Origin of the sequence: Paenibacillus sp. FSL P4-0081, assembly GCF_000758565.1 — a bacterium.
Lineage (GTDB): Bacteria > Bacillota > Bacilli > Paenibacillales > Paenibacillaceae > Paenibacillus_AQ > Paenibacillus_AQ phytohabitans.
In genome coordinates this window covers 6,353,781-6,379,628 of record NZ_CP009280.1, presented here as the reverse complement: position 1 = coordinate 6,379,628, position 25,848 = coordinate 6,353,781, and the positions used below count along the sequence as shown (strand labels likewise).

The window sequence follows — 25,848 nt, the reverse complement described above, 5'->3', positions numbered from 1 at the left end:
ATCTCGGGTACACAATTGAACTGGGGCAAGCCGGGGTAGTAGGTGAGCTATGGCAGGTAATATGTAATAGAGTGTCCCAAATGCCAAGAATGGCTTGGGACACTCTTATATATGTTTACTTTCCGGGCAAAAAAACAGAGAAGGTGCTTGGAGGAGAAGCAACTGCATAACGGTAGCTTAGAATATGGTGGCAGAATCAGCTCCACAATTTAAAATGGTTCGGTAGCATTATCTTTCTGTACTTCTTTCTCTTGGCCACCAAACTTTTCCTGCATGTATCCTGCGCTAACCTGGATACTCTTGATTGGGTCGTTATCCACCCAATTTTTATGAGTTTCTAATATAACACCTTCTACTCCGTTTTTTATAGCAATTGCTGAGAGAGTATCCAGATCCATATTTCCATATCCTAATTCAGTAGCATTTTCTTTCAGTATGGGTGTCATATAGGGACCTGATTTGGTATGTCCGCGGTCATTGATATGCCATAGTTTCATTCGGCTGCCCAGTTTTTCCATCAAAGCCGGAACATTAGCCCCGCCATCGGCCATCCAGTAACTATCAAACTCGAAATTAACATATGCAGGATCTGTTTTTTCAATAATAATGTCGTAAGCTGTTTTATCAGGGGTGACCTTTTGCAGTTCAACATTATGATTATGATATAAAAGACGTATCCCTTCTTCAGAAAGGGCTTTTCCTGCCTGGTTCAGACTTTGAACAAGTTCTTCCACGTCATCTAAACTACTATAATCAAATTTGTACATACCAGTAATAATTACTGTATCTGTACCGAATTTTTTCGCTTCAACGGCTATCGCTTTTGGATCCTTCTCAATGCTCCCCAGATTACTATGTAGGCTTACGACCTTCAGTCCGCTTTCCTTAATCAGCTTAGGCCAATCAAGCTTGCCGCCATTGCCAATAGGCATTCCTGAGAACTTTGTCATTAGTTTTACAAGAATGGAAGACTTGTGAATCATAAAATCATTTAATTCGATAGAATCATAACCTGCATTTTTGATATTAAGTAATGTTTGTAAAGCATTATCATAATTATTACTCATTGTTCCTATCATAATCTGTTGAACTGCAGTTGTTATATGCTGTGAATTATTCCGGTCCTTACTTTTTACAATTTTGCTTTGCTCCGTTTTGTGTGATTTGACAATTTTATTAATGCGGATATTTTCTTTGATTTCATACCCGGCAACAAGAATTATTATGAGACTAATACACGCAATGCTTACTTTTAGTACCTTTTTTCTGTTTTTTTTCAATTTGTACATCTCCGTTTCATTGACTTATTTCATGAGTACTTTACAATAATATCAACATCTGTCTATTTTACAACCGACAGATTCTTCGGAAATGTCGAATACAATGGAGGCCTTATGTCAGAAAAAAATAATGTCAACCAGAGGGTGATGCTAACGAAACGCTTGGTTGGCGAAGCTTTATTAAAAATGTTAAAGACGCGTAATATTAATAAAATATCCATACGGGAACTATGCCAAGTTGCAGGGATTAATCGCACTACATTTTATAATCACTATGGAAGTCAATATGATGTATTAAATGAAATTGCTGAGACGTACATTCAAAATACTTCATTTACCGTTATAAATGATCTTGCAGCAGGCAAAAATATAGATGAATGTCTGACTCGGATTCTGCAATACATAAAAGAAAATATTGAATTTATAAAACTCGTAATTAACCTTGAGAATTATGATCTCATCTCCCGCATTACTATCTCACTGCCGCAGTTTGATCATATGGTCATTAAACACTTACCGGAAAAATTGGATTTGAAGGAAAAGAAGGCAATTGCCTCGTATGTCCAGTATGGAACAGTAAGACTTCTTAAAGAATGGATTCTCACAGATTGTTTAGAGTCACCGGAAGAAGAAGTGAAATTAATTCTGAAAATGGCTGGAAGAACGATTGGTAACGGATAACCGCCTGCAATAATCAGAGCCATGCTGATTCTGAAGAGACAATCTACGAGATATTCCAAGGGATGGTTGACATGCCATGAATGAATCCCACAGATCTCCATTTGTGGTGTTTGAATATATACAAAAATCTTCCAGATGGTTGGATATTCAGATATAGAGCATTTTTCAAGGATGTTCGAAAAGCTCGTGGGCTGCAAACCCAGAGATTTCAGGAAAAACAAACTAAGTGTTTGATTTGAAAATAAATGCCTGCGGGTTCAGCAGAACTGACATCAATTTTGCGCGGTACGCAATTGGACAAGAACTAAAGTATTTAGTTTTGTGTTTAAGGGCGTAACGCGCATTTTTTGTCTCACTGAACTAAGTTTGGAGTTGCTTTCTGCTGTATGCTCATCCTTTCACTTCTAGGAGCAGCTTGTGCAGCAAGGCAATATCATTTTGGACTGATTGATGGGCATGTTCTGAAATCAGCCGGACGGAGAATTTTTTAGAATCGGGAATGTTTGATAATTCAGAATCGCCATTTTCAATCAAAAGCTTTCTTCTATTCAGCCGTTCAATGGCATCTTCGATCAAATAAGCAAGCTTCCTGCTGTCAACCTTATCCAGAAAAAAGAGGGAGGAGTACAGGGAAGTGAAATTTGTTAAGTTTTGAAATGCGGAATAGATTTCTTCCACCAGTGTTTCACGGCCCTTTTCTGTAATTCCATAGGTCGTTTTCTCGGGACGGTTGTCGGTCTGCTCAACCTTGATTTTTTGAATAAGTCCTTTTTTTAAAAGAACCTCAAAATTATAATAAAGGGTTCCATCGTTGATCGGAAATGAATTATCGAGAGGCTTTAGAACTTGCTTCTTCAGATCGTAAGGATGATGCTCCCCCTCGCTCAGGATACCAAGGATAAATATTTGAAGCGACATAAGACTCCTCCTAGAATATATATGAAAAGAGCCGTCTGCCGTAAAGGGCATTCGGCTCTTTCTATTTTACATGAAGAGCGGCTGAGGTGCATCACCGGGGCTTAATTTAGTGTACGGCTTGAAATGGTGGATTACAGTATTCAAAGCAAGCGCTGAAACCATGATAAGGCTAAGACCTAACAGCAGTACAGCAGAACGCCCTCCGCCGAATAGCAAATTGTAGTCCAACTGAACGGTATAAAACATTACGGAAATATGGCTAATGGCTTTATAAAATCCTGGCATCATAACCTGTGGCACCACCGATCCATTGGCGATGGTCTGAATCAGCAAGAACGGTAGATTTAGCATCATGCCTGCCTGTCCAAAGAGGAGGCAGAAAATGCTGGTGAACTGAATGGCTGCGAATAATTCGAGAGCGTGCAACAGCCACAAATGAACAAACGTACCAGCTCCATATCCGTGTATGGCGAAATAAATGCTAAGCCCGATCAAGGGGACGATCAGAGAAATTATAGCATTGGTACCTTGCAGCGAAAGGAAGGCTTTCCATTTTCCAAGCTTACCCTTTAATTGGTTCAATGCACCGATTGCCATCATGGAGTATATCATAGCCCCGACATAAGAGGACATCGTCAGAAACATTGGAGCCATTTGATTATGCATCCCGGCTGGCTGAGGATTGGAATCTATTACATTGGCCTGGACTTTGTTAACAATGCCTGCGGCCATCTCCTTGGCCTGCACCTCCGACATCTTCATATTTTGCAGTACACCTTCAATGCCGCTTGTTTGCAGCTGGGTACTGATTTTTTCTGTGATCTGCGTTACTACATTTTGTACTGTGCTGTTGGTGGTAGCTGGATTGGATTGGTTGATATAATAATCCAGTTGAACTTGCTGGTCCGGAGCAGAGAGCTTCTGTGTAAAATCCTGAGGGATGTGCATGATCAGATGAATGTCCCGGTCTTCAAGCTTTTGCTGAGCCGTCTTTAGATCGGTATCCGTCTGCACCTGAAACGGCAGCTCCTGCTCAAGCTGCTTCGCAAATTCCATCCCGTACTGCTTATCTTCATTTACAATTGCCACCGAGAGATTGCCGATGTTCTTCGGAACCGCACTATAACCGGAAGTGAAGACTCCGATCATAATGATTTGGTAAAAAATCATCATAAAAACACCACTCAGAATTGCCTTGTTTTTGAAAAATGATTTCATCGCTCACACCATCCATATACTTTATTTAGAATACTCTATTTAAAGTATATCTTTTCATGGATGCTGTCAATAGTTTCGAGAAATAGTGGATTATATTAATATTGAAGAGGTTGTCATATTGTGAAGGGAAGCAGGCAGAATTGAAAATCCTATATTGAAAACGGAAGAGTTAAGTACTATACTGTAAATAACTAAACAGTTAATTTATTAACTTAAGGTGACTTGAACTGACAGTTAAAAGAAAGGAATAAAAAATGGATCAAAACTTAAAAACTCAATTCGTGCATTCGATATTTCAATTAAAGAGGCTACATGGAGCGGGACTCGGAAAGGAGACGGGAGGGAACAAGAGTGACATTAACATGACAGAACTTGTTCTAATGAAAGGAATCGCCGACAATTCCACCGATTCCGAAAACAACATCGGTTTGCCCGACGTTCGGGGATACCTGTCAATCTCCAAAGCGGCAGTTTCCCAAATGTTGGGGACACTTGAGAAGAAAGGATATATAAACAGAGACTTAGACAAGAATAATCGTAGAAACCTTGTAGTTACACTCACCCCCAAAGGACGTGAGATTCTAAAGAACAAGGATAACGAGTTTAACGATAGGCTTGATAAAATCATAACTCATCTCGGAGAAGATGATGTTAAACAAATGATAACGATTGTTAACCGTATGATAGAGTATACAAACAAACTTAATAACGAATAAGACAGGATGAATGAGAGAAGATATTCAAATAAGCAAAAGAAGGGGAAGAGGTTATGAATACATGAAGAATAAAGAGCGTTGGACGATTTCCGATATTCCCTCCCAGAAAGGCCGCTTGATTCTTGTCACAGGTACAGGGGGGTTAGGTTATATAACCGCTTTAATTCTGGTCCGTGCAGGTGCGGAAGTTATTCTGGCAGGACGAAACAGAAGTAAGGGGGAGGCGGCAGTCAAAGAAATTCAGTCAAATGTTGTTTCGGCAAACATACATTTTGAACAGCTTGATCTTGGAGATCTTGCCTCCATAGAAGCTTCCGTAAAACGAATATGCGATAAGTATCCAAGGCTGGATGTCCTTATTAACAACGCCGGAGTGATTATGAGCCAGCAACGACAAGTTACAAAGGATGGCTTTGAATTGCAGTTTGGCACAAATTACCTTGGACATTTTGCGTTGACAGCTCATCTTATGCCGCTTTTACGAAAAGGACACAACCCACGAGTTGTCAATGTCTGTGCCCTGGCCGCCAATAGTGCTGTGATTAATTTTGATGATCTGCAGGCAGAACACCTTTATAAGCCCATGCCAGTATATGGTCAATCAAAACTGGCTAACTTGATTTTTTCACTTGAGCTTCATCGCCGTAGCATGGCTGAAGAGTGGGGAGTTATGAGCATTGCCGTTCATCCGGGCTTATCTCGATCAGATTTGGTTGACAATGGAACAAGAGAAAAAAGCAAGATGCCGCTTGCGCTTCGTCTGATTGGACCAATAATGATACAGTCGGCTGAACAAGGGGCTTTGCCAACGATTTTTGCAGCAACCTCCCCGGAGGCCGTCAGCGGACAGTATTATGGACCGGATGGAGTTAAAGAAACAAGGGGATTCCCTGCACCTGCCAAAATACCGGCTACTGCAAAAGATGTAAATACGGCCATACGATTATGGGAAATCTCCAAACAGTTGACGAATTTGGATTTCGAGAGGATATTATCGGGGATATCCTAAATAAAATCATGCCGGTTACTACTCTGCCAAGGATGCGAGCGCAGTATTATGCAGAAAAAGCGGCCGAGGAGGCCGCTTTTATCATTTCTGTAATAGCACTGCTCATCCAGACTGTATTCGGTTTGCTACATCCTACTAGCCAGCAGTTCTACAAATTTGGTTGCTTCCGCTCCGGTCACAAGTCGATTGGGCACGAAATGGGTTGCGGAATCACCCTTCAGGATCCCCGCCGCAACGGAGCGTCCAATAGCTCCGGAAGCCCAGTGCCCGATCGGCACGTCACTGAATGCTGCCAGGCTTGTTGCAGATGAGGCTTGTGTTTGGCCCGTATTCCGCATAATATTATCAGCGATCGTCGCAAGCTGCGCCCGCGTCACACCCAAATCTGGATTAAACAGGCCTGCGCCGGTTCCTTTCATAATCCCAGCCGTCGTAATTTGGCGGATTTCCAGATCCCTGAGTGAATCTACGGTATCCTTATAAATATCCGTACCGATCACTTCTCTTAGCTTCAGGCGGTCAGTCAATAACGCAGCTAACTCGGCACGTGTCACTTGAGCATCCTGTTGTAGAGAGAATGGTGCGGTAGCAGTTTTTTTCTGTTCAAATAACCAAGCCAGCATATTCTTATCGTTAAATACTGGTATCCAGGAACAGTGTCTGAAATCTCCGAACAGCTGTTGAGAGGCCATAAACGCATCATCATAGATAGTTAGATTGGCCTGCTTGTTGCCCATTTCAGTCAATGCCGCATACGTCAGTGTGCTTGTCCGGCTATTCGTAATCGGGTCATTTTGTGCATGCACGAGCCATACTGGCACATCCGTCAGATCCTTGAGTTCCATTTTAAACTTATCTACGGATCCTGTGTAATCGGCTACGGCGTCTTTCGCCGCAACGATAATGGAACCCGCGAACAAATCTGGATACTGCATCATGAAACGAAGCGCACCGCCACCGCCGCTGGACACCCCAACAACATAAATCCGATTTGGATCTGCTTTGCCGGAATCGACAAGCTTATTGATTAACTCTGCCTGTACTTCAAAATAATCACGCATTAGCGTAAGTTCCTCGGGATTGTTATAGATCTTCCACCCGTAGTTTTTTGGGAATTGTACCGCTAAAACAGATGCATCGTACCCTGAGTCTAGCCAGGCAACAGCGCCTTTGTTCTCGGTGAGTTGCTTGAGGTTATCTGTTCCGACCTCTCCGCCGCCGTGCAGCCATACGACCAGAGGGTTCGGGGTTGTGGATTCGGTAAGTTTAAGGCGATAGTTCAACTTCTCCCCGTTAGTGCCTGTATACTCCCCCGGAACAAAATCATCAATCGACTGTGTTTTCACATCCGTCACGGTGGCCTCATTAAACGACAATTCGGGGTAACGTTCGTTCGTCACGGCAAACTTTGACACTGGCCCCCCCGAATATTTAAATGGCTTTACTTTAAGCGATAAAATGTTATCCGACCAACTTAGTTCAACCCCGTCATCCGCATAATCGTGTTGCACAGTCTCGTTTTTCTCGTTAACAGGATAACCGTCGAAGTTGCCGGTAATGACAAAGTCGGATGCCTTCAAATCGGCATATAAGCTAGTGCTTCTCACCTGCAGTTCAAATGATTTAACCATTCGTCCAGTATCGCCGATATACGTGTTTGCTGTAATCTGCGCTGGTGAAGCTGCTTCAGCTTTCGCAGGCAGTCCACCGGTCAGCATGGTGCAAGCTGCCATTACTACCGACAGAATCAGGCCACTACCCTTTTTCAAGTTCATCCTTCGTACCTCCAGTTATAAAGTTATGTTATTTGTACACGAGTCGGATCAAGTCGCTTGAAATGAAAAAAACCTAACTCGAACCGACATAGGAAAAATCCATGTCTGATTCGATTTAGGTTTTGCCCGATTAAGCGGTTACAATCCACATCGTATCTACATACGAAATCATATATACGAACTTTGCAAAAGTCAACAAGTTATTTTTAATGTTTACAAAATAAAAAAAGTAATATTTTTACATTATCTTTCCCTTGAAAACGTTCTCCACCTCTTATATAATGAACATACAATTTATATTAGGGTTGTTACTGCATTGCAGGCAAAGCCTAAACCAATTCATGCTAGTTTAATTTTAGTTATGGATTCGTTTAGGTTTTTTTTGTCCGTAAAAAAATATAAAGTGGGCGAACTCATGAGGATAAAAAAAGTATTTAATAATAATGTTGCATTGGTTGAAGGACCAAATCGATCTGAGATCATTGTTATTGGAAAGGGACTGGCCTATCAGAAAACTCCAGGTGAAGATATAGATCCGTTAAAAATAGAGAAGACATTCGTGATGGAGACCAAAGAGTTATCTGAACGGCTCTCTACATTACTGAGTGAGATTCCCCCAAAGCATCTTGAATTGACAGATCAAATTATTCGTTATGCAGCAAAAGATCTAAGCACAACCTTTAGTAATAACATCTACTTGGCTCTAACGGATCATATTAGCTATGCCATTACACGCTCCAAGGAGGGATTGAGCCTTAAAAATGCGCTGCTGTGGGAGATACAGAAGTTTTATCCGAAAGAATATCAAACCGCAACACATGCATTACATTTAATTGAAAACGAAACTGGAATTAAGCTGCTGTAGATGAAGCTGGATTTATCGCCATGCATTTCGTGAATGGGCAGCAAGACGGTCAAGAAATGGAACAGACCTTGCTGGTTACCGAGATGGTTCAAGGCATTCTTAATATAGTAACACTTCACTATGGGATCGAGCTGGATGAGAATTCCTTAAATTATAGTCGCTTTGTGACCCACTTGAAATATTTCTCTTATCGCACCATGCGTCATGAATCGATTCCTTCTGAGGATGATGAGCTTTACCAACAAGTTGTTACCAAATATCCTGAAGCCTTTGCCTGTAGTGAGAAGGTAAGATTCTATTTACGGGAAGAGTTTCAAGTTGAGACAACCGAAGGTGAAATGGTCTATTTTATGCTTCATATTAGGCGTGTGACCAGCAGAGATTAACCTATTACAATAAAGAACAGGGTTGTTACCACTAGTTGGGCAAAGCCTGGATACGTGATAAGTGTACTGTTTTTCAGTGTGCTTTATCACCTATTCAGGCTTTTTTATATCATATAAACCAGCCAGAATGAGATCAAAAGGAGCGAGTACAAATGAAATACGAAAGATTAGCCAAAGATATCGTGCAAAATATCGGCGGAGAAGAGAATGTTAACAATCTTGTCCATTGTGCAACAAGGTTAAGATTTAATCTCAAAGACAATCATCTACCGGATAAGGAGAAACTGAAAAGCTTAGCTGGGGTTTTGAGTGTAGTAGAAAGTGGCGGTCAATTCCAAGTGGTAATTGGAAATGACGTTGCTCACGTGTATCAGGAAATTATGAAAACCAGCAAATTAGGGGCAGGAAATTCTGCTTCCGCAGATGCAGATCAACCCAAGGAGAAGATCATGTCCAGGATTTTCGCAGTAATTTCTGGAAGTCTTTCTCCCCTATTGCCTGCAATGGCTGGAGCGGGGATACTTAAAGCCTTTTTAACCTTATTCACAAACTTTGACTGGCTATCTGCGGATAGTGGAACCTACCTCATTCTGGCAGCAGCAGCAAATGCCGTTTTCTATTTCTTGCCTATATTCTTGGGCATTTCTGCATCGTTCAAATTTGGGGCAAATCCATATGTAGGCGGAGTTATTGGTGCAGCTTTAATGGAACCGAACTTTACGGGATTATTGGCGAATGGAGATACCTCTTCTTTTCTTGGCATTCCTGTAGTTCTAATGGATTATTCATCAACGGTCTTTCCGGTATTCGTATCCATTTGGATTTTCTCTTATGTGGAGAAATACTTAAAGAAAATTATTCATAAAGAGCTCCAGACGTTCATGGTTCCATTGTTGTCTTTAGTCATTCTTGTGCCGCTTGCTGCGATAGTCTTCGGTCCGTTTGGAGTATATCTCGGAAACGCGATCGCAGATGCTATCAATTACCTCATGGGAGTTAGCGGGCTGTTAACAGGTGCTGTGATTGGCGGGTTAATCTTTTTCCTTGTTGTGTTTGGGCTCCATTGGGGAATTATTCCGATCGTGCTGGCAAATCTTACGAATGGAACCGATCCAATCCTTGCAATGTGGGCAGCATCTAACTTTGCAATGGCAGGGGTGGCACTGGCGGTCTTCCTTAAATCTAAAGAAAAGACTTTGAAATCACTGGCTGGTTCCTCTACATTAAGTCTGTTGTTAGCCGGGGTCTCTGAGCCCACTGTTTATGGTATATTGCTGCGTTACAAGCGCACGATCCCCTATGTTATTCTTGCCGGAGCTGTCGGTGGGGCAATTAATGGCGGTTTCAATACGTATGCTACAGCATTTGTCTTTCAGAATATTTTCTCGATCGGTGCATTTGAACCGGTGGGTTACTATTTAATCGGGATTGTCGCTGCTATGGGAATTGGTTTGCTTCTAACACTTCTTTTCGGATACCAAGATAAAAAAACTGTTGCAGTGACTGCGACAAGTGATTCTGCTCCTGCTGTAGAAGTAAAGGCTGTTCAACCGGAGGCAAGTGCCAATCCTTCTAATCATTCATCTCTCTTGAAGAAAGAGGTGCTATTCAGCCCTCTAACAGGGGAAGTGAAATCCTTGACTGAAGTTCCTGATCCTGCTTTTGCAGAAGGTGCTATGGGAAAAGGAATAGCTATTGTTCCAAGTGTTGGCCAAGCCGTATCCCCAGTGAATGGAACCATTGGAACCATTCTCAAGTCAGGCCATGCTGTAATTCTATTGTCTGAGAGTGGTGCGGAAATATTGATTCACATTGGAATTAATACCGTTCAATTAAAAGGGCAATATTTCACCCCTCGGGTTAAAGCAGGGGATCAGGTGCGAAAAGGGGATCTCCTGATTGAATTTGAGCTTGAAAAGATTAGGGAAGCTGGTTACAATCCGATCACTCCAATCATTATCTCAAATACTGCTGATTACCTGGATGTAATTGAAACAACAAGCTCATCGGTTACAGCCCAAGATAAGTTGCTGACTCTTGTTGTCTAAGCAGAACTGGCCAGAAAGGAGACTCACTTTGAAAACCAACACAAACAGTTTTCCGGAAAATTTCTTATGGGGCGGCGCTGTAGCGGCCAACCAGGTAGAGGGCGCTTTTTTAGAGGATGGAAAAGGTTTGTCCACCGCAGATGTATTGCCGCGTGGTATTACAGGGCCGATCATGGAGATTCCTGAAGCTGAATATCCTTCTCATGAAGCAATCGATTTTTATCACCGGTATAAAGAAGACATCGCAATGTTCGCAGAAATGGGCTTTCGCTGTTTCCGGACTTCGGTTGCTTGGACACGTATTTTTCCAGAGGGAGATGAACAGATTCCAAACGAAGAGGGCATCCGCTTCTATGAAGGCTTGATAGATGAGTTGCTCAAATACAATATAGAACCTGTCATTACGATCTCTCATTATGAAATGCCTTTAGGATTGGCCAAGAAGTATGGAGGTTGGAGAAGCCGTAAGTCCATTGAATGCTATGAACGGTATGCCAAGGTTCTATTTGAAAGATTTAAGGGGAAAGTCAAGTATTGGATGACTTTTAATGAAATTAATATTCTGGCCCATTATCCGTTTACAGGCGGTGGAATTATCCTCCGGGAAGGAGAGAATAAGAAACAGGTTCAATATCAGGCGGCACACCATCAGTTCATAGCAAGTGCACTTGCCGTAAAGGCTTGTCATGAAATTATACCTGATGCCCAAATCGGCTGTATGTTGGCTTATATTCCCGCATATCCGTTGACGAGTGCGCCGGAGGATGTCTTTGCCGCTCTGCAAGGTGAAAGGGAAATCTTGATGTTCGGCGATGTACAGGCCAGAGGAGGCTACCCATCCTATGCAGCGCAATTTTTCAAGGAAAATGAAGTGGTACTTGAAAAAGAACCCGGGGATGATCTTATTCTGAAAAGCTACCCGGTTGATTTTATTGGCTTCAGTTACTATATGAGCCGTGCTGTGAGTGCAGATCCGGAGGGGAAAGAGACTACAGCTGGTAATTTGTTCGGTGGTGTCAAAAATCCATATTTGCCTTCATCGCAATGGGGGTGGCAGATTGATCCGCTGGGTCTAAGAATTGCTCTTAATCTATTATATGACCGTTATCAGAAGCCGTTATTTATTGTAGAGAATGGTCTGGGTGCAGCAGACAATCTAGAAGCTGACGATACGATTAATGATGATTATCGGATCAATTATTTGCGGGAGCATCTCTTGGAGGTCTCGAAGGCTATTCAGGATGGTGTCGATTTAATCGGATACACCAGCTGGGGGCCGATTGACTTGATCAGTGCATCTACCGGAGAAATGAAAAAGAGGTATGGTTACATTTATGTAGATAAAGACAATGATGGTAAAGGAACCCTTAGAAGAATAAAGAAGAAAAGCTTTGCCTGGTACAAGAAGGTAATTGCTTCTAACGGGTCTGACTTAGACTGAAATATTACTGACATAAAAGCCGCCCTTTAACTAAGGACGGTTTTTATGTTAAGAATATATCATCTAATCTTGAGTGACGTCATGGGCAATTGCGTAGTTTTCAAGTTGGAGCAGGTACAAGACTCCAAGGTAAATAGCTACAGTGATTGCCTGGATAATCATGTGAATATATTAGTCATTCTCTTCAGAGCGGCTTTTATTTTATTGAAAATGACATGTTTAATCTTAAAAATGCCCATTTGAGTAGTAGAATGAATGATTGTATCATTAAATTGTAAGCGGATTCAATAATTATATTTGAGGGGGAGCATCATGAGATTTAAAAAAATTGGGTTAATGCTGGCGGCTGGCGCCCTGGCTATTACAACTGTTACCGCCTGTGGTGGGAACAATAACAACACCGGAAATTCCACTGCCGCCAACCAGAATCAGGACCAGAACACTGGCGGAGATGAGATTGTTGACATTGAAGTCTGGGGAACGAATATCGGGTATAAGCCAATCATCAAGGGCAGTAAGCTATACGAATTCTACAAGGAAAAACTCGGTGTTGGAGTTCTTCATCCCTATGTGGAATGGAACGGGGGTACGAATTATCTCAATCAACTGAATCTGAAGATTGCTGCTAATGAAATGCCGGATCTTTTTCTCCCCCAGCAGGGTCTTGAGGACAGCCTGGCCAAAAACGGGGCGATTGCAGATTTGACTGAGTTGCTGCCTAAATATGCGCCAAATTTGTGGAATGCGATCCCGCAGGATATGTGGGATGTAGTTAAAGCGAACGATCCTACCGGACAGGGGAAAATATATTATATTCCGGGTGTAGTGGACTATGGAAGATACGCTGGTATGATCCGCCAGGATTGGCTCGATAAGCTGGGCCTACAGATGCCTACAACCCAGGAGGAGTATGTAAAAGTGCTAGAAGCCTTCCGGGATAAGGATCCCAACGGGAACGGACAGAAGGATGAGATCCCAACGGGCGGACGGGAACAGGCACGCTGGATGGACCACATATTTGCAATGTATGGTGTAGCGATGTTCGAGGGCTATCCAGACTGGGATATTTATAACGGTGAACTGACGTACTCTGCGGTGACTCCGAATATGAAAGCCTCGTTGGAGTTCTTGTCCAAGTTGTATCAGGAAGGCCTGATCGACAAAGAATCTTTGCTGAACAGCAAAGACAAATGGGACGGCAAGATTCAGTCAGATAAAGCCGGGAATTACTTCCACTGGGTGGAGTCTGGCTATCTGCCGCTTGAAAACTTGTTTAAAAATACCGGCGTGAAAGCTAATTTCACTGTACTGCCAGTTCCAAAAGTTGATGGTTATGAGGGCTTTTATACATGGAAACGCTTCACGCCTCCTGCCTGGGTAGTGAAAAATAACAAGGATGAGAAAAAGCTGATGGCTACCCTGAAGCTACTGAACAATATGTATGACAAGAAAGTATGGAAGGATTTGTATCTTGGCGTAGAAGGCATGCATTATACGATGAAAGACGGTAAAGCCGTCAAACTTCCGGACGATAAATCTACGCAGGAGAACCGGATTCTCGATCCCTATGCCAAAATATCCACGCTTGATTTCATGACCGATCTGAACAAGTCGACAGCTTCAGAAGATACAATGTGGGAGATGGATCAGGTTAACCGGAATATGCAGGAGGCCCAGAAGTATGCGAAGGTTATTGCCGGTGATGGCATGCCGGCCAGTGTATACGAAGGCTACCCGGACATAAACAATCGTACACTTTACGTGGAATACGCTTCAAAAATCATTATTGGGCAATACCCGCTTAGCAAGTTTGACGAATTTGTAGAGAAATGGAATAAGTCTGGTGGCGAAGAGGTAACTAAGCGAGCCAGAGAATGGTACACAAAAGTGAAGAAATAAACGGGTTATCGCTACAAGGCTGCTCGACACGTTACAGTCGGGCTGCCTTTTTTTGTAATACTTTTAGATTTAGACTGCTACCACAGTAAAGGGATGTGGATGCATATAGTGTTGATGAAGATCAGGCGCATTTCAGATGAAGTAAGTAGAAAATGTTCCTTTAAATGACCTGGTAGGAACTTAAAAACGCCTTATTGAGCCATGAATCTGTTAATTATATAGTTACACTGTAAACGAATTCAACAACGAGAATTTGGGAGGGGAAACATTGAAATCTATTGCATCTCATCAGATGAAGGTATATTGGCCGCTTTATGTGATGGCAATTCCGGGCATGATATTTCTCATCGTGTTTAAATTCATTCCGCTGGCCGGTGCTGTAATCGCCTTCAAAGACTATTCCGTTTTCAGGGGATTTATTGATAGTCCCTGGGTAGGGTTTAAGCATTTTGAAACGCTGCTGCAGCATCCTGATTTTCTCAATGTATTCAGCAACACTCTATTGCTGGGACTATTTAAGCTTACGATTGTGTTTCCGGTTCCCGTGCTGCTGGCACTAATGATCAATGAAATCCGGAAATCAGCACTGAAGAAAGGAGTTCAGACTGCACTCTACATTCCACACTTTTTGTCGTGGGTAATCGTGGGAGGTATTCTGTTCGATTTCTTTTCATTAAGCGGGATGTTCAACATTGTCCTTGGATGGTTTGGGGCTGAGCCTGTTCTGGCGATGCAGGAAAGCGCATACTTCAGACCTATTTATGTCCTGGCTTCCATATGGAAGGATGCGGGATGGGGAACGGTAGTCTACATGGCCGCAATCAGTGCCATTGATCCTCAGCTCTATGAATCAGCAATGATTGACGGCGCCTCCAGACTCAGACAAATCAGGCATATTACATTCCCGATTCTGCTTCCTACCGTGCTTGTGCTTTTCCTGCTCGATATCGGGAATTTCTTAGATCTTGGATTTGACCAGGTATATAATTTGTTAACTCCTATGACCTATAACGTGGGGGATATCCTGGATACGTATGTGTTCCGGACGGGTATTCAGCAGGGGCAATATAGTTTTGCAACTGCAGTAGGCTTATTCCAATCTGTCATTGGATTTATTATGGTCTACACATTTAACAAGTTGTCCAATAAGATTTCAGATGGGGGGCTCTGGTAACTATGCTTGAAGCAAGAAAAGAGAAAGTGTTTGTAGGAGTCATTACTGGCTTGCTCATTCTGCTCTCTGTCATGGCGCTAATACCGCTTGTGTCTGTAATCTCCACTTCCTTGAGCTCCAGAAGTGCCGTAGATATGAACCTGGTCACCCTATGGCCGAAGCAATTCACTTTAGATTCTTGGAAATATATTGTTGATCGACCTGATTTATGGAAATCATTCTTTTTGACACTTAGCACGACTCTGATTGGTACCGTATTGGCCCTCTTGATGACCGCTTTGTTTGCTTATCCATTATCAAAACCGGAATTCCGGTGGGGTTCGGTCATTATGATGGCTGTTGTAGTCGCGATGATTTTCAAGGCGCCCCTCATACCGTACTTTTTGACCGTACGCGGTATTGGTCTGTATGACAACCCGTTGGTTCTGATCGTACCGCATATTTTAAATCCGTTCAATCTAATCATCATGCGAACCTTCTTCAAGCAATTCCCTAAGGAACTTGAGGAAGCGGCCTTTCTGGAGGGAAGCGGATATTTCCGAATGCTGTTCCAATTTGTGCTTCCGCTGTCCAAGGCTGTGCTGGCAACCCTTGCTTTATTCTATGGTGTAGTACTATGGAATCAGTTCCAGCATCCGCTGCTTTTCCTGCAGGATACTAATTGGTTTCCGCTGCAAATCAAGATCCGCCAATTCATCACCGATGACAGTGTTATTATGGCGGGGGCTACATCCACGATGGGACTTAATTACAATGAGCGGACTTTAAGGGCAGCAACAGTTATCTTTGCAATTATTCCAATTATTATTGTATATCCTTTCCTGCAAAAGTATTTCGTCAAAGGAGCAATGCTGGGTTCCGTCAAGGGCTGATTTATTAAAATAAGTGTATCAGGACGTATCTAGGATACAGGCAAAAGAAAGGAAGACAGAACTAGATTATGCAGGAGGTAGACATGAGCAGTCGTTTAACGGAAGTGCTGCAGGGTAAGCAGCACAATTATATTCTTCCTTTTCTCTGGCAGCACGGCGAGGAAGAAGCTGTCATTCGGGAGGAGATCACCCGGGTTCATGAATCCGGAATCGGAGCGTTGTGTGTGGAGGCACGCCCCCATCCCGACTTTCTTGGTCCGAAGTGGTGGGAGGATATGGATATTATTATGGATGAGGCACGTAAGCGGAACATGAAGGTATGGCTGCTGGATGACGATCATTTTCCTACCGGACATGCGGCAGGCAAGGTGAAGGAGGCTTCAGAGGAGCTTCAGCGCAAGTTCCTGGGAGAACGCTTTATTGATACTCTGGGTCCCGCGAAGGGCAGCTCTCTGCTGATTGATACTCTGCTAATGACAGGACTGCGACCGACCTTCTCCTTGCGGCCTTACGCCGGAGGGATCAACAAGCTGATTTCTGTGGTGGCTGTCCGCCGTGACCCAGCCAACGGAAGATTGCTCAGCGAAACTGTAGACCTTACTGAATTGGTGCGGGAAGGTACCCTGTACTGGGATATTCCTGAAGGATACTGGCGGGTGTTTATTGTTTCAGAGAATAGGGAAGGCGGCAGTATACAGCAGGAGGATTATTTGAATCCGCTGGTGCGGAATTCGGTTCGCATCCTGCTCGATACGGTGTATGAGCCTGTATTTGAACGTTATAAAGCGGATTTTGGCAAGACCTTTGCCGGCTTCTTCTCAGATGAACCCGGATTTTATAATGACAAGACGACCTTCGATTTCAATTCAAGGCCCGGTAAACAAGGAGTGCCGCTTCCCTGGAGCAGTGAAATGCCAGACTTGTTGGAGCAGGCGCTAGGTGAGGGCTACCTTGCGCAGCTGCATCTTCTCTGGCATGATGCCGGGGAACAATCGGACATTGTCCGCTACACGTATATGAATATCATCAGCAGGTTGTATGCGGACAATTTCTGCAATCAAATCGGAGAGTGGTGCAGAGCCCGTGGGGTCGAATATATCGGTCATGTGCTTGAAGACAACAATGTGCATGCGAGGCTTGGTCCAGGTACCGGACATTTCTTCCGCTCCCTCTGGGGACAAGACATGTCCGGCCTTGATGTAGTGCTATGGCAAATTGTTCCCGGTTTCGATCAATTATCTTTCCGCCAGCCAACTGGGGGAGAGACGGACAGTGAATTCTACCACTATGGCCTCGCCAAGCTAGGGGTGTCGCTCGGGCACATCGATCCGAAGAAACAAGGCCGGACGATGTGTGAAGTCTATGGAGCGTATGGCTGGACAGAAGGGCTGAAGCTGATGAAATGGTTGACTGACCATATGCTTGTGCGCGGCGTCAATCATTTTGTCCCGCATGCGTTTACCCAAAAAGCATTTCCGGAGCCGGATTGTCCACCGCATATGTATGCTGGCGGGAAAAACCCCCAGTACCGTTACTATGGTTATTTGAATCAGTATATTAACCGGATCAGTCATTTAATCTCCGGTGGAACTCATGTGGCTACCGCAGCCGTAGTCTATCATGCCGAAGCTGAATGGTCAGGCAACTCTATGTACTTTCATCAGCCGGTCAAAGTCTTGATGCAGCATCAAATTGATTGCGAGGTTATTCCTGTAGATGTTCTTCTGGAGGCATCGCATGTCCAGGATCAGAAGCTGCATGTCCATCGTGAGAATTACAGCTGCCTGATCGTACCTTATGCGGAAGCACTCCCGGCAGCGGTGATACAACGGTTGGTCCGGTTGGCTGAGCAAGGCCTACCTATCCGTTTTGTCGGCGGACTGCCTGAACGCTCAAGTGAGGGGGGCGATGTATCTGCTGAACTCATGATGCTTCTGGCGCATCCGAAGGTGAAGACGGTTGATTTGGATGAGCTGGCACATGACCAAATTGCAGAAGGCTATTACGATGTCAGAGTTCAGCAATACGAGCCTTATTTGCGGAATTATCACTATGTCCATGATGATCTGGAAGTTTTTATGTTTTTTAACGAGAGCCCGAATCAGATCCTCTCTACAACGGTTGCTCTGCCGGTCCAAGGCGATGTCTATGCCTATAATGCTTTTCTTAATAAGCTGAGCTGCATGGATATCGTGGGACAGAGCGGTACAGCAACAGTTGAGATTGTGCTTCATCCCTACGAATCAATCGTCCTGCTCCACGGTCCTGCCTTGAACGGTCTGCTTGCCGAGCCAATGAGGATTGCGGCGGAGACAAGTCTGGAATTGAACGGAGAATGGATTCTCTCCCTGTCGGATGCGGATCATTATCCGTTGTTCAAGGAGTGGGGGACCATAGCTGCTTTGAAGAATATGGGTGGACCTGATGATTTGCCAGAATTCTCAGGAACCCTCCGCTATGAAACGGAATTCGAGTGGGATGGGTCAAGTAACGAAGTTTTGCTTGAATTAGGGGAGGTATATGAGACTGCGGAAGTATGGATGAACGGTGAGCATGCGGGTCTAAACCTCTGTCCACCCTACCACATGGAGATCGTGGGACTCATCCGTAAGGGAACCAACAAGTTGGTTATTGAGGTTACCAATACCTTGGCCAAAGACCAGCGTGACTTCCTGTCCTCCTTTTCCCAACAAGATCCAAGCGGACTGCTTGGTCCTGTAAAGATCAGAGCGATTGCAAAAAAAAGTGCAGCCACTATGAAATAGGGGAGGCGGCAATTCAGCGTAACGAAGGGAAGTGAGATTTATAAACATGTACGTATGCAATCCGCTTAACATGGAATACAAATATCAGCTCACCGATGAAAGCGGCAAAATAATAGCCCACAGGGAAGGGGCGGACCCTTCCCTGGTGCTCTTTCACGGAAAATACTATCTGTTTCCTTCTATGACGGCGGGCTTTCTGGTAAGCGACAATTTGACCGGCTGGTCCTTTCATTCGTTAGAGCATGTGCCGATTTATGACTATGCTCCGGATGTACGGGTGATCGGTGAATATCTTTATTTCTCCGCGTCCAACAAGTCAAGAGTTTGTTCTTTTTACAGAACGAAAGATCCGATTCACGAAGGTTTTGAAGAAATTAAAGGAACATTTCCTTTCTGGGATCCTAACCTGTTCATGGATGATGACGGAAGGATTTACTTCTATTGGGGATGCTCTAATCTGACGCCGATTTATGGAGTGGAGCTTAATCCTGAGAACATGAAGCTGAAGAGTGAGCCGCAGGAGCTTATTTTTGGCCAACCCGTTGTCCATGGCTATGAAAGAGTTGGCGAGAATCACATGGCTAAGACACCCGAACAAATTGAAGAATTGGTTGTAAGCTATGGAAGTATGATTCCCGACCTGAAGGAAGAACAAATGAATGCTCTTAGAATTAAGTTCGGCAACGCTCCTTATATTGAAGGAGCTTGGATGGATAAGCATGATGGCAAGTATTATCTGCAGTATGCCTCCCCGGCCACGGAGAACAATATTTATTCCGACGGCGTCTACATTTCGGACCAACCCTTGGGGCCATTTACGTTAGCGGCAAATAACCCGTTCTCGTACAAGCCGGGAGGATTTATTCCCGGGGCAGGACACGGATCGACCATGAAAGACAAGTACGGAAATCTATGGCATGCTTCAACGATGAGAATTAGTGTGAATCATATTTTTGAACGGCGGGTGGGACTGTGGCCGGCAGGCTTCGATGCGGACGGAGAACTGTTCTGCAACCAACGTTACGGAGATTGGCCTTATAGCATCGAACAAACGGCGATGGACCCTTGGAAAGCCCCGGAGTGGATGCTGCTCTCCTACGGGAAGCCCGCCAACGCCTCCTCCTGCGCAGCAGGATATGAGGCTTCACTGGCAACCAATGAGAATGTACAGACATGGTGGAAGGCGGCATCTTCCACTCCCGGACAATGGCTGGAAGTCGATCTGCAGCAGCCCTGTGGCATCGCCGCCATCCAAATCAATTTTGCTGACGATCAGTTGGAGTTTCCGCTTCCTGCAGGTTCGGTGATGCATAAAGGTAGATTTATCGATGAAACCCGTCAATGCACAAGATGGGTGCTGGAAGGCTCTTTGGACGGTGAAACGTATTTCATGCTTACCGACAAATCGGAAGCGGATTCCGATTTGCCGCATGACTTCATTATACTGGAAGGCGAAGTGAAAGCCAGATATATACGCTGTACGGTGCGAAAGCTTCCTTATAACCAGCAGGCTTGTATTTCCGGTCTCCGTATTTTCGGAATCAGCGCGGGCGAACTTCCTGGTGAGGTGAGCGGTGTCCGTACCGAACTTTTGAGTAAGCTTGATCTTTCCGTATCCTGGGATCGGGATTATGCGGTTGGATACAATGTGTTGTGGGGATTTGCGCCAGATAAACTGTATCATAGTTACATGGTACTCGGCAGTCATCAGGTTACCATCAAGGCCTTGATCCAAGGCCAGCCGGTATATGTCCGAGTGGATGCGTTCAATGAATCGGGGATTACCGAAGGCGTTGTGAAACAAGCGGTTTAAGCGAACCCTATGATTGGAGGAAGCCAATGAACAGCATTATCAATCCCGTACTGCGGGGATTCAACCCTGATCCGTCTATTTTACGTGTAGGAGACGATTACTATATAGCCACTTCTACTTTCGAGTGGTTTCCGGGAGTTCAAATCCACCATTCCAGGGATCTCATTCACTGGAGATTGCTGAAACGGCCATTGGATCGGATTTCACAATTATCAATGTCCGGGAATGGAGATTCCGACGGTGTCTGGGCACCTTGCCTGACTTTTGATAACGGTCTCTTCTATCTGATATATACAGATGTTAAATCCCACAAAGGCGCCTTTAAGGACACGCACAACTACCTGGTAACAGCAGCAAACATAGAAGGTCCGTGGTCGGAACCGGTATATCTGAACAGCAGTGGCTTTGACCCTTCGTTATTTCATGATGATGACGGCCGGAAATGGCTGCTCAACATGCTATGGGATTTCCGCAAGGGAAAGAACAAGTTCGGAGGCATTGTCATTCAGGAATATTCGCAGGCGGAGCAAAGACTAGTGGGTCCGGTTATAACCATCTTTAAAGGAACAGAATTAGGATTTACAGAAGGCCCACATGTGTATAAGCGGGGTGGCTACTACTACCTGATTACTGCAGAAGGCGGAACCCGGTATCAGCATGCGGTTACTGTCGCGCGATCCGCTTGTCTTCATGGCCCTTACGAAGTCGATCCGCTGAATCCGGTGCTGACCAGCAGTGGCAAACCCGGTCTGGCACTGCAAAAGGCAGGGCACGCATCCTTAGTTGAAACTCAAAATGGTGAATGGTATATGGCTCATCTTTGCGCAAGACCGGTGGACGGTCATCATTGTATGTTGGGCAGGGAGACAGCACTGCAAAAATGTTACTGGGATGAGGAAGAGTGGCTCCGTTTGGAGGGGGGAGACAATTCTCCTTATACTACGGTACAGGCCCCAGTCTTGCCACTTCATCTGTTTGAGCAGGAACCGGAGATAGATGACTTCGACACACCTGAATTGGCTAACCAGTGGAACACCCTGCGGATTCCGCCCAATTCGGGCTGGCTCTCACTCGTTGAGCGGCAAGGCTTTCTGCGATTAAAGGGAATGGAGTCCTTAAGCTCCTGTCACAGACAAAGCCTGGTTGCTCGTCGTCAGCAGTCCTTGTGCATGGAAGCCGAGACGGTCATCGAATTTGAACCTGTGAGCTTTCAGCAAATGGCCGGCCTGATTCTGTATTACAACACAGAGGATTATGTGTATTTAAGGATTACCCATCTTGAGCAGCAAGGCAGAGTAATTGGGATTATCCAATCCAAGCATGGGGTATACGATGAGCTGCTCGAAGCTGATTTGCAGCTGCCGGATTCCCGTCCGGTCTACTTAAAGGCCATTGTCAATCGTGACTGCCTACAGTTCTATTATGCAATTGAAGCGGGCTGTTGGTGTGCCATTGGCGGGGAGATCAATATTTTGCATCTTTCGGATGAAGCTGCGGAGCCTCTGCGCTTTACTGGTACATTAGTAGGCATGTGTGTACAGGACTTAAGCGGCACCCGGTACCAGGCAGATTTTGATTATTTTATCTATAAGGAAAGCGAGTGAGCAGATTGTCATTAATACAGTTTCCTGAAGATTTCTATTGGGGGGCCGCAACAGCAGCTTATCAGGTAGAAGGAGCTTGGAATGAGGGGGGCCGCGGCCCATCCATCTGGGATACCTATGCGCATACCCCCGGAAATATCCGTAACGGTGACAACGGGGATGTCGCTTGTGACAGCTACCATCGGTATGAGGAAGATATTGCTTATATGAAAGAACTCGGGCTGCGTACTTACCGGTTCTCTATCTCCTGGTCCAGAGTTATTCCTGATGGAACGGGGGAACTGAACAAGGAGGGGCTGGAATACTATCACCGTCTGGTGGACAAGTTGCTCGAGAACGGAATTGTACCTTTTTGCACCCTCTATCATTGGGATCTTCCTCAAGCGCTGCAGGATACAGGGGGCTGGAAGAACCGGGAGACTATTATTGCTTTTACCCGGTATGCCGAAGAGATGTTTAGGCAGTTTCAGCACAAAATTAAATACTGGACTACCTTCAATGAGCCTTGGTGTATCTCCTTCAAAGCCCACTACATTGGAGACCTGGCTCCCGGAGAAAAAAATCTGCAAAGTGCGCTTGATGTTGCCCATCATCTCATGGTCGCTCACGGCAGAACAGTAAAGCTGTTCCGCAAGCTGGAGATTCCCGGGCAAATCGGCTATGCTCCGAATGTAAGCTGGCGAGAACCTTTTAGCTCTAAGCAAGAGGATATGGATGCATGCCGCCGGAGAATAGGCTGGATGGTCGAATGGTTTATGGACCCACTTTTTAAAGGCGAATATCCAGAATTTATGACTGAGGCTTTTGAGGCTGTGGGAGCGAAGGTGAATATCCGTCAAGGGGATATGGAAGAGATTAAGCAACCAATCGACTTTCTTGGAATCAACTATTATACAGGCTCTTTGGGGCGTTACAAGAAAGATAACGGATTATTTGAGCTTGAGGATATTGATGAGGGATATGACCGGACGGACTTTAACTGGCCGATTTATCCCACAGGTTTATTTAAAGTACTGGTCCATATTAAAGACCGCTATGGAGCCATACCCATCTATATCACAGAGAATGGAGCCTGTTATGATGGCGATCCGATCCAGGGGAAAGTTGAGGATGCCAAGCGGATTGCATACCTGAGCAAGCATCTGACCCAGTTAAGCCGGGCTATCGAGGCGGGCGTCCCAGTTAAAGGATATATGGCCTGGTCCTTAATGGATAATTTTGAATGGGCGGATGGTTATAACAGGCGTTTCGGTCTGATTCATGTGGATTTCCTTTCGTTAATACGTACCCCTAAAGACAGCTTTTACTGGTATAAAAAAGTGATATCTAACGGGTGGATAGAAGTCTGACCTGCATCGCTCCGGCACGTTGAATTATTTAAAATAGACAAATACTTAACCACGTTCACTTTCTTGTGTATGGAAAGTGAATGTGGTTAATATATTTTGATACAGATCGACTCCTTTATTGTTGAATTCCAAAAGTCATTAACTCCTTATAGTGTGTTTTCATGTATGATAATGTTGAAGTGACTTAAACTATGGAAGGATTGGATATAGAGTGGAACGGGTTGCAAAGAAGTTTATTTCACGAATAAGAAATATGAAGCTGCAAAACAAATTAATGCTCGGATATGTGTTGGTCTGCGTTATCCCGCTATTATCTGTAAGCGCATTCATATTTCAGCAATCCGCAAAGGGGCTAGAGGATTCTTCTCAGGAATTTGCTTCTCTGTATACCTCGCAAATAAGGAGCACTTTGAATGAGTTTCTAAAAGAATACGAGGAAGTAACAAAGTCAGTACTTGTAGATAACGATATCATTTACAGCCTCGGCGATACGAAGAACCTGCCTTTTGATGAATTGGTTAATCAAAGACTTGCTGTTCAGCGTTTACTGATGCGGGTCGCATTGCTCAAATCCGAGATGAGCACGGTGATGCTGGTCAGCAGAGAGGACAGTGTGTATCAGTTCAGCAGTTCAACGAACAAAGTGAATGAGAACATGCTACTGGCCCAGGAATGGTATAAAGGGCTGCGGGATTCGAATGAAACCTTCTTCATTACCGGATTGCATGACCGTTCCTACTATGAGGATAAAGGGGATGGAGCTGTGGTGACAGCGGGAAGAGTGCTGTTCAACTCGAGTGGAGCTTATGCAGGCATGCTGCTAATCGATTTGGATCCCTTTACCCTGCTACAGCTTGATCATGAGTTCATTCTGGCTCGGGACAAGTACGGTATAAGTGTGGTTATTACTAATCTTAATCAACAAATAGTCTATCATTCTGATGCTGCCAGCGGAAAGTTATCCTGGAAGGAGGTTCTGGACTCAAGCGCCAGCTACATCAAGAGTAACGAAATCAAGGATCATATTGTGTTATTGGGAAGGACCTCCCAAGGTGAGCTTTTAATTAAAACTGACATCCCCCGCTCAAGGCTTTTACAAAAGATTAATCAAATTAAAGTGATGACGGTCGTTGTCATTCTGATGAGCTGTCTGGTTATCACGCTGTTCTCGTTTGGCTTAAGTTATACCATTACAAAGCCTATAAAAGCGCTTCGAAGAAGTATGAAACAAGCGGAAGTTGGCCAATATCTGGCTATAGACAAGGAGCAGGCAAATGATGAAATTGGAAGTCTGGTACACAGCTATAATAAAATGATCACAACAATCCGTACGTTAATCGAGGATGTGTATATCGGGGAAATCAAACAGCGGCAGGCAAAGTTCATGGCTCTCCAGAATCAGATCAATCCTCATATGCTCTATAATACCTTAGAGTCTATACGTATGAAAGCCTTGATGAAGGATGATGATGAGACTGCTGAGATGATTAAAATTCTGGCACGCATGTTCCGGCTGGTCTTAGCCAAGGAAGGCAAGCAGCATTCCGTTAAGCATGAGCTGGAATACACCGCAAACTATTTGCAGCTTCAGAATATCCGTTTCGATCAGATGTTCCAGCTTGAGCTTGAAATACCTGATGAAATGCTGGAGTGCAGCATCATCCCCTTGGTCTTTCAGCCGATCGTTGAAAACAGCATAAATCACGGTTTTGAAGACTATAGCCGTATGCTGGACATTAGGATCGAGGGCAGCTGGACGGAACAGGGAGAAATGTTGTTCCGGATTATGGATAACGGAGCTGGCATGAGTATGGACAAGCAATCAGAGCTGAACTCGCTTTTGAACGGAGCGGATGTGCATAAATATAAGCTGGAGTTCAACGTTGAACAAACTGGAAAAGGCTTGGGACTGTTAAATATTGCGGAACGTATTAAGCTTCATTACGGTGACCACTACTATTTAACCATCTTACCCAGTGTTGCGGAGGGGACAATGATTGAAATTCTGATACCGAGGATTTGAAAAGACAGTAGC

General features: G+C 44.4%; 17 protein-coding genes and 1 pseudogene. 14 read left to right on the top strand and 4 right to left on the bottom strand.

Features of this window, described 5'->3' with window-relative positions; translation table 11 throughout:
- Positions 1-209: 209 nt before the first annotated feature.
- Positions 210-1,280, bottom strand: coding sequence for a sugar phosphate isomerase/epimerase family protein (locus tag P40081_RS27050; protein WP_197074291.1), 1,071 nt, complete (start codon positions 1,278-1,280; stop codon positions 210-212).
- A gap of 114 nt (positions 1,281-1,394) precedes the next feature.
- On the opposite strand from P40081_RS27050, the gene P40081_RS27045 reads away from it, so the two are divergent.
- The gene (locus P40081_RS27045; RefSeq protein WP_042139287.1) at positions 1,395-1,961 is read left to right on the top strand and encodes a TetR/AcrR family transcriptional regulator; all 567 of its coding nucleotides are present in this window, start codon (positions 1,395-1,397) and stop codon (positions 1,959-1,961) included.
- 390 nt (positions 1,962-2,351) lie between these two features.
- Here P40081_RS27045 and P40081_RS27040 read toward each other — a convergent pair whose 3' ends face one another.
- Together P40081_RS27040 and P40081_RS27035 are read right to left on the bottom strand one after the other, a co-directional pair.
- Positions 2,352-2,879: a PadR family transcriptional regulator gene (locus P40081_RS27040; protein ID WP_042139285.1), complete on the bottom strand. Its 528-nt coding sequence runs from the start codon at positions 2,877-2,879 to the stop codon at positions 2,352-2,354.
- A gap of 66 nt (positions 2,880-2,945) precedes the next feature.
- The gene (locus P40081_RS27035; protein WP_042139283.1) at positions 2,946-4,097 is read right to left on the bottom strand and encodes a YhgE/Pip domain-containing protein; all 1,152 of its coding nucleotides are present in this window, start codon (positions 4,095-4,097) and stop codon (positions 2,946-2,948) included.
- 254 nt (positions 4,098-4,351) lie between these two features.
- On the opposite strand from P40081_RS27035, the gene P40081_RS27030 reads away from it, so the two are divergent.
- Together P40081_RS27030 and P40081_RS27025 are read left to right on the top strand one after the other, a co-directional pair.
- The gene (locus tag P40081_RS27030; RefSeq protein ID WP_042139282.1) at positions 4,352-4,813 is read left to right on the top strand and encodes a MarR family winged helix-turn-helix transcriptional regulator; all 462 of its coding nucleotides are present in this window, start codon (positions 4,352-4,354) and stop codon (positions 4,811-4,813) included.
- 61 nt (positions 4,814-4,874) lie between these two features.
- Positions 4,875-5,822 (top strand): oxidoreductase, encoded by a 948-nt coding sequence (locus P40081_RS27025; RefSeq protein ID WP_042139281.1) that lies wholly within the window; start codon positions 4,875-4,877, stop codon positions 5,820-5,822.
- Between the two features lie 125 nt (positions 5,823-5,947).
- On the opposite strand, the gene P40081_RS27020 is transcribed toward P40081_RS27025, so the two are convergent.
- Positions 5,948-7,597: an S-layer homology domain-containing protein gene (locus tag P40081_RS27020; protein WP_042139280.1), complete on the bottom strand. Its 1,650-nt coding sequence runs from the start codon at positions 7,595-7,597 to the stop codon at positions 5,948-5,950.
- 415 nt (positions 7,598-8,012) lie between these two features.
- On the opposite strand from P40081_RS27020, the pseudogene licT reads away from it, so the two are divergent.
- From licT to P40081_RS26960, 11 genes and pseudogenes are all read left to right on the top strand, one after another.
- A pseudogene (gene licT / locus P40081_RS27015) lies at positions 8,013-8,848 on the top strand (BglG family transcription antiterminator LicT).
- A 152-nt stretch (positions 8,849-9,000) separates the two neighbouring features.
- Positions 9,001-10,896, top strand: a complete 1,896-nt coding sequence (locus P40081_RS27010) for a beta-glucoside-specific PTS transporter subunit IIABC (protein ID WP_042139279.1) — start codon at positions 9,001-9,003, stop codon at positions 10,894-10,896.
- A gap of 28 nt (positions 10,897-10,924) precedes the next feature.
- Positions 10,925-12,337 (top strand): 6-phospho-beta-glucosidase, encoded by a 1,413-nt coding sequence (gene ascB, locus P40081_RS27005; protein ID WP_042139278.1) that lies wholly within the window; start codon positions 10,925-10,927, stop codon positions 12,335-12,337.
- 312 nt (positions 12,338-12,649) lie between these two features.
- Entirely contained in the window at positions 12,650-14,236 is a 1,587-nt protein-coding gene (locus tag P40081_RS26995) for a type 2 periplasmic-binding domain-containing protein (RefSeq protein ID WP_042139276.1), read from the top strand.
- A gap of 268 nt (positions 14,237-14,504) precedes the next feature.
- Positions 14,505-15,410: an ABC transporter permease gene (locus P40081_RS26990; RefSeq protein WP_039298803.1), complete on the top strand. Its 906-nt coding sequence runs from the start codon at positions 14,505-14,507 to the stop codon at positions 15,408-15,410.
- Between the two features lie 2 nt (positions 15,411-15,412).
- A complete protein-coding gene (locus P40081_RS26985; protein WP_039298806.1) occupies positions 15,413-16,282 on the top strand; it encodes a carbohydrate ABC transporter permease in 870 nt (289 codons plus the stop codon).
- An 83-nt stretch (positions 16,283-16,365) separates the two neighbouring features.
- Positions 16,366-19,047 carry a glycosyl hydrolase gene (locus tag P40081_RS26980; protein WP_042139275.1) on the top strand — a complete coding sequence of 894 codons (2,682 nt, stop codon included), beginning with the start codon at positions 16,366-16,368 and terminating at the stop codon, positions 19,045-19,047.
- A 46-nt stretch (positions 19,048-19,093) separates the two neighbouring features.
- A complete protein-coding gene (locus P40081_RS26975) occupies positions 19,094-20,860 on the top strand; it encodes a family 43 glycosylhydrolase (RefSeq protein ID WP_042139274.1) in 1,767 nt (588 codons plus the stop codon).
- A gap of 26 nt (positions 20,861-20,886) precedes the next feature.
- Complete coding sequence (locus P40081_RS26970; protein WP_042139273.1) at positions 20,887-22,464, top strand: glycoside hydrolase family 43 protein; 1,578 nt, start codon at positions 20,887-20,889, stop codon at positions 22,462-22,464.
- Positions 22,465-22,469: 5 nt separating this feature from the next.
- Positions 22,470-23,813 (top strand): GH1 family beta-glucosidase, encoded by a 1,344-nt coding sequence (locus P40081_RS26965; protein WP_042141510.1) that lies wholly within the window; start codon positions 22,470-22,472, stop codon positions 23,811-23,813.
- A gap of 409 nt (positions 23,814-24,222) precedes the next feature.
- Complete coding sequence (locus P40081_RS26960; RefSeq protein WP_331281685.1) at positions 24,223-25,836, top strand: sensor histidine kinase; 1,614 nt, start codon at positions 24,223-24,225, stop codon at positions 25,834-25,836.
- The last annotated feature ends 12 nt before the right edge of the window (positions 25,837-25,848 follow it).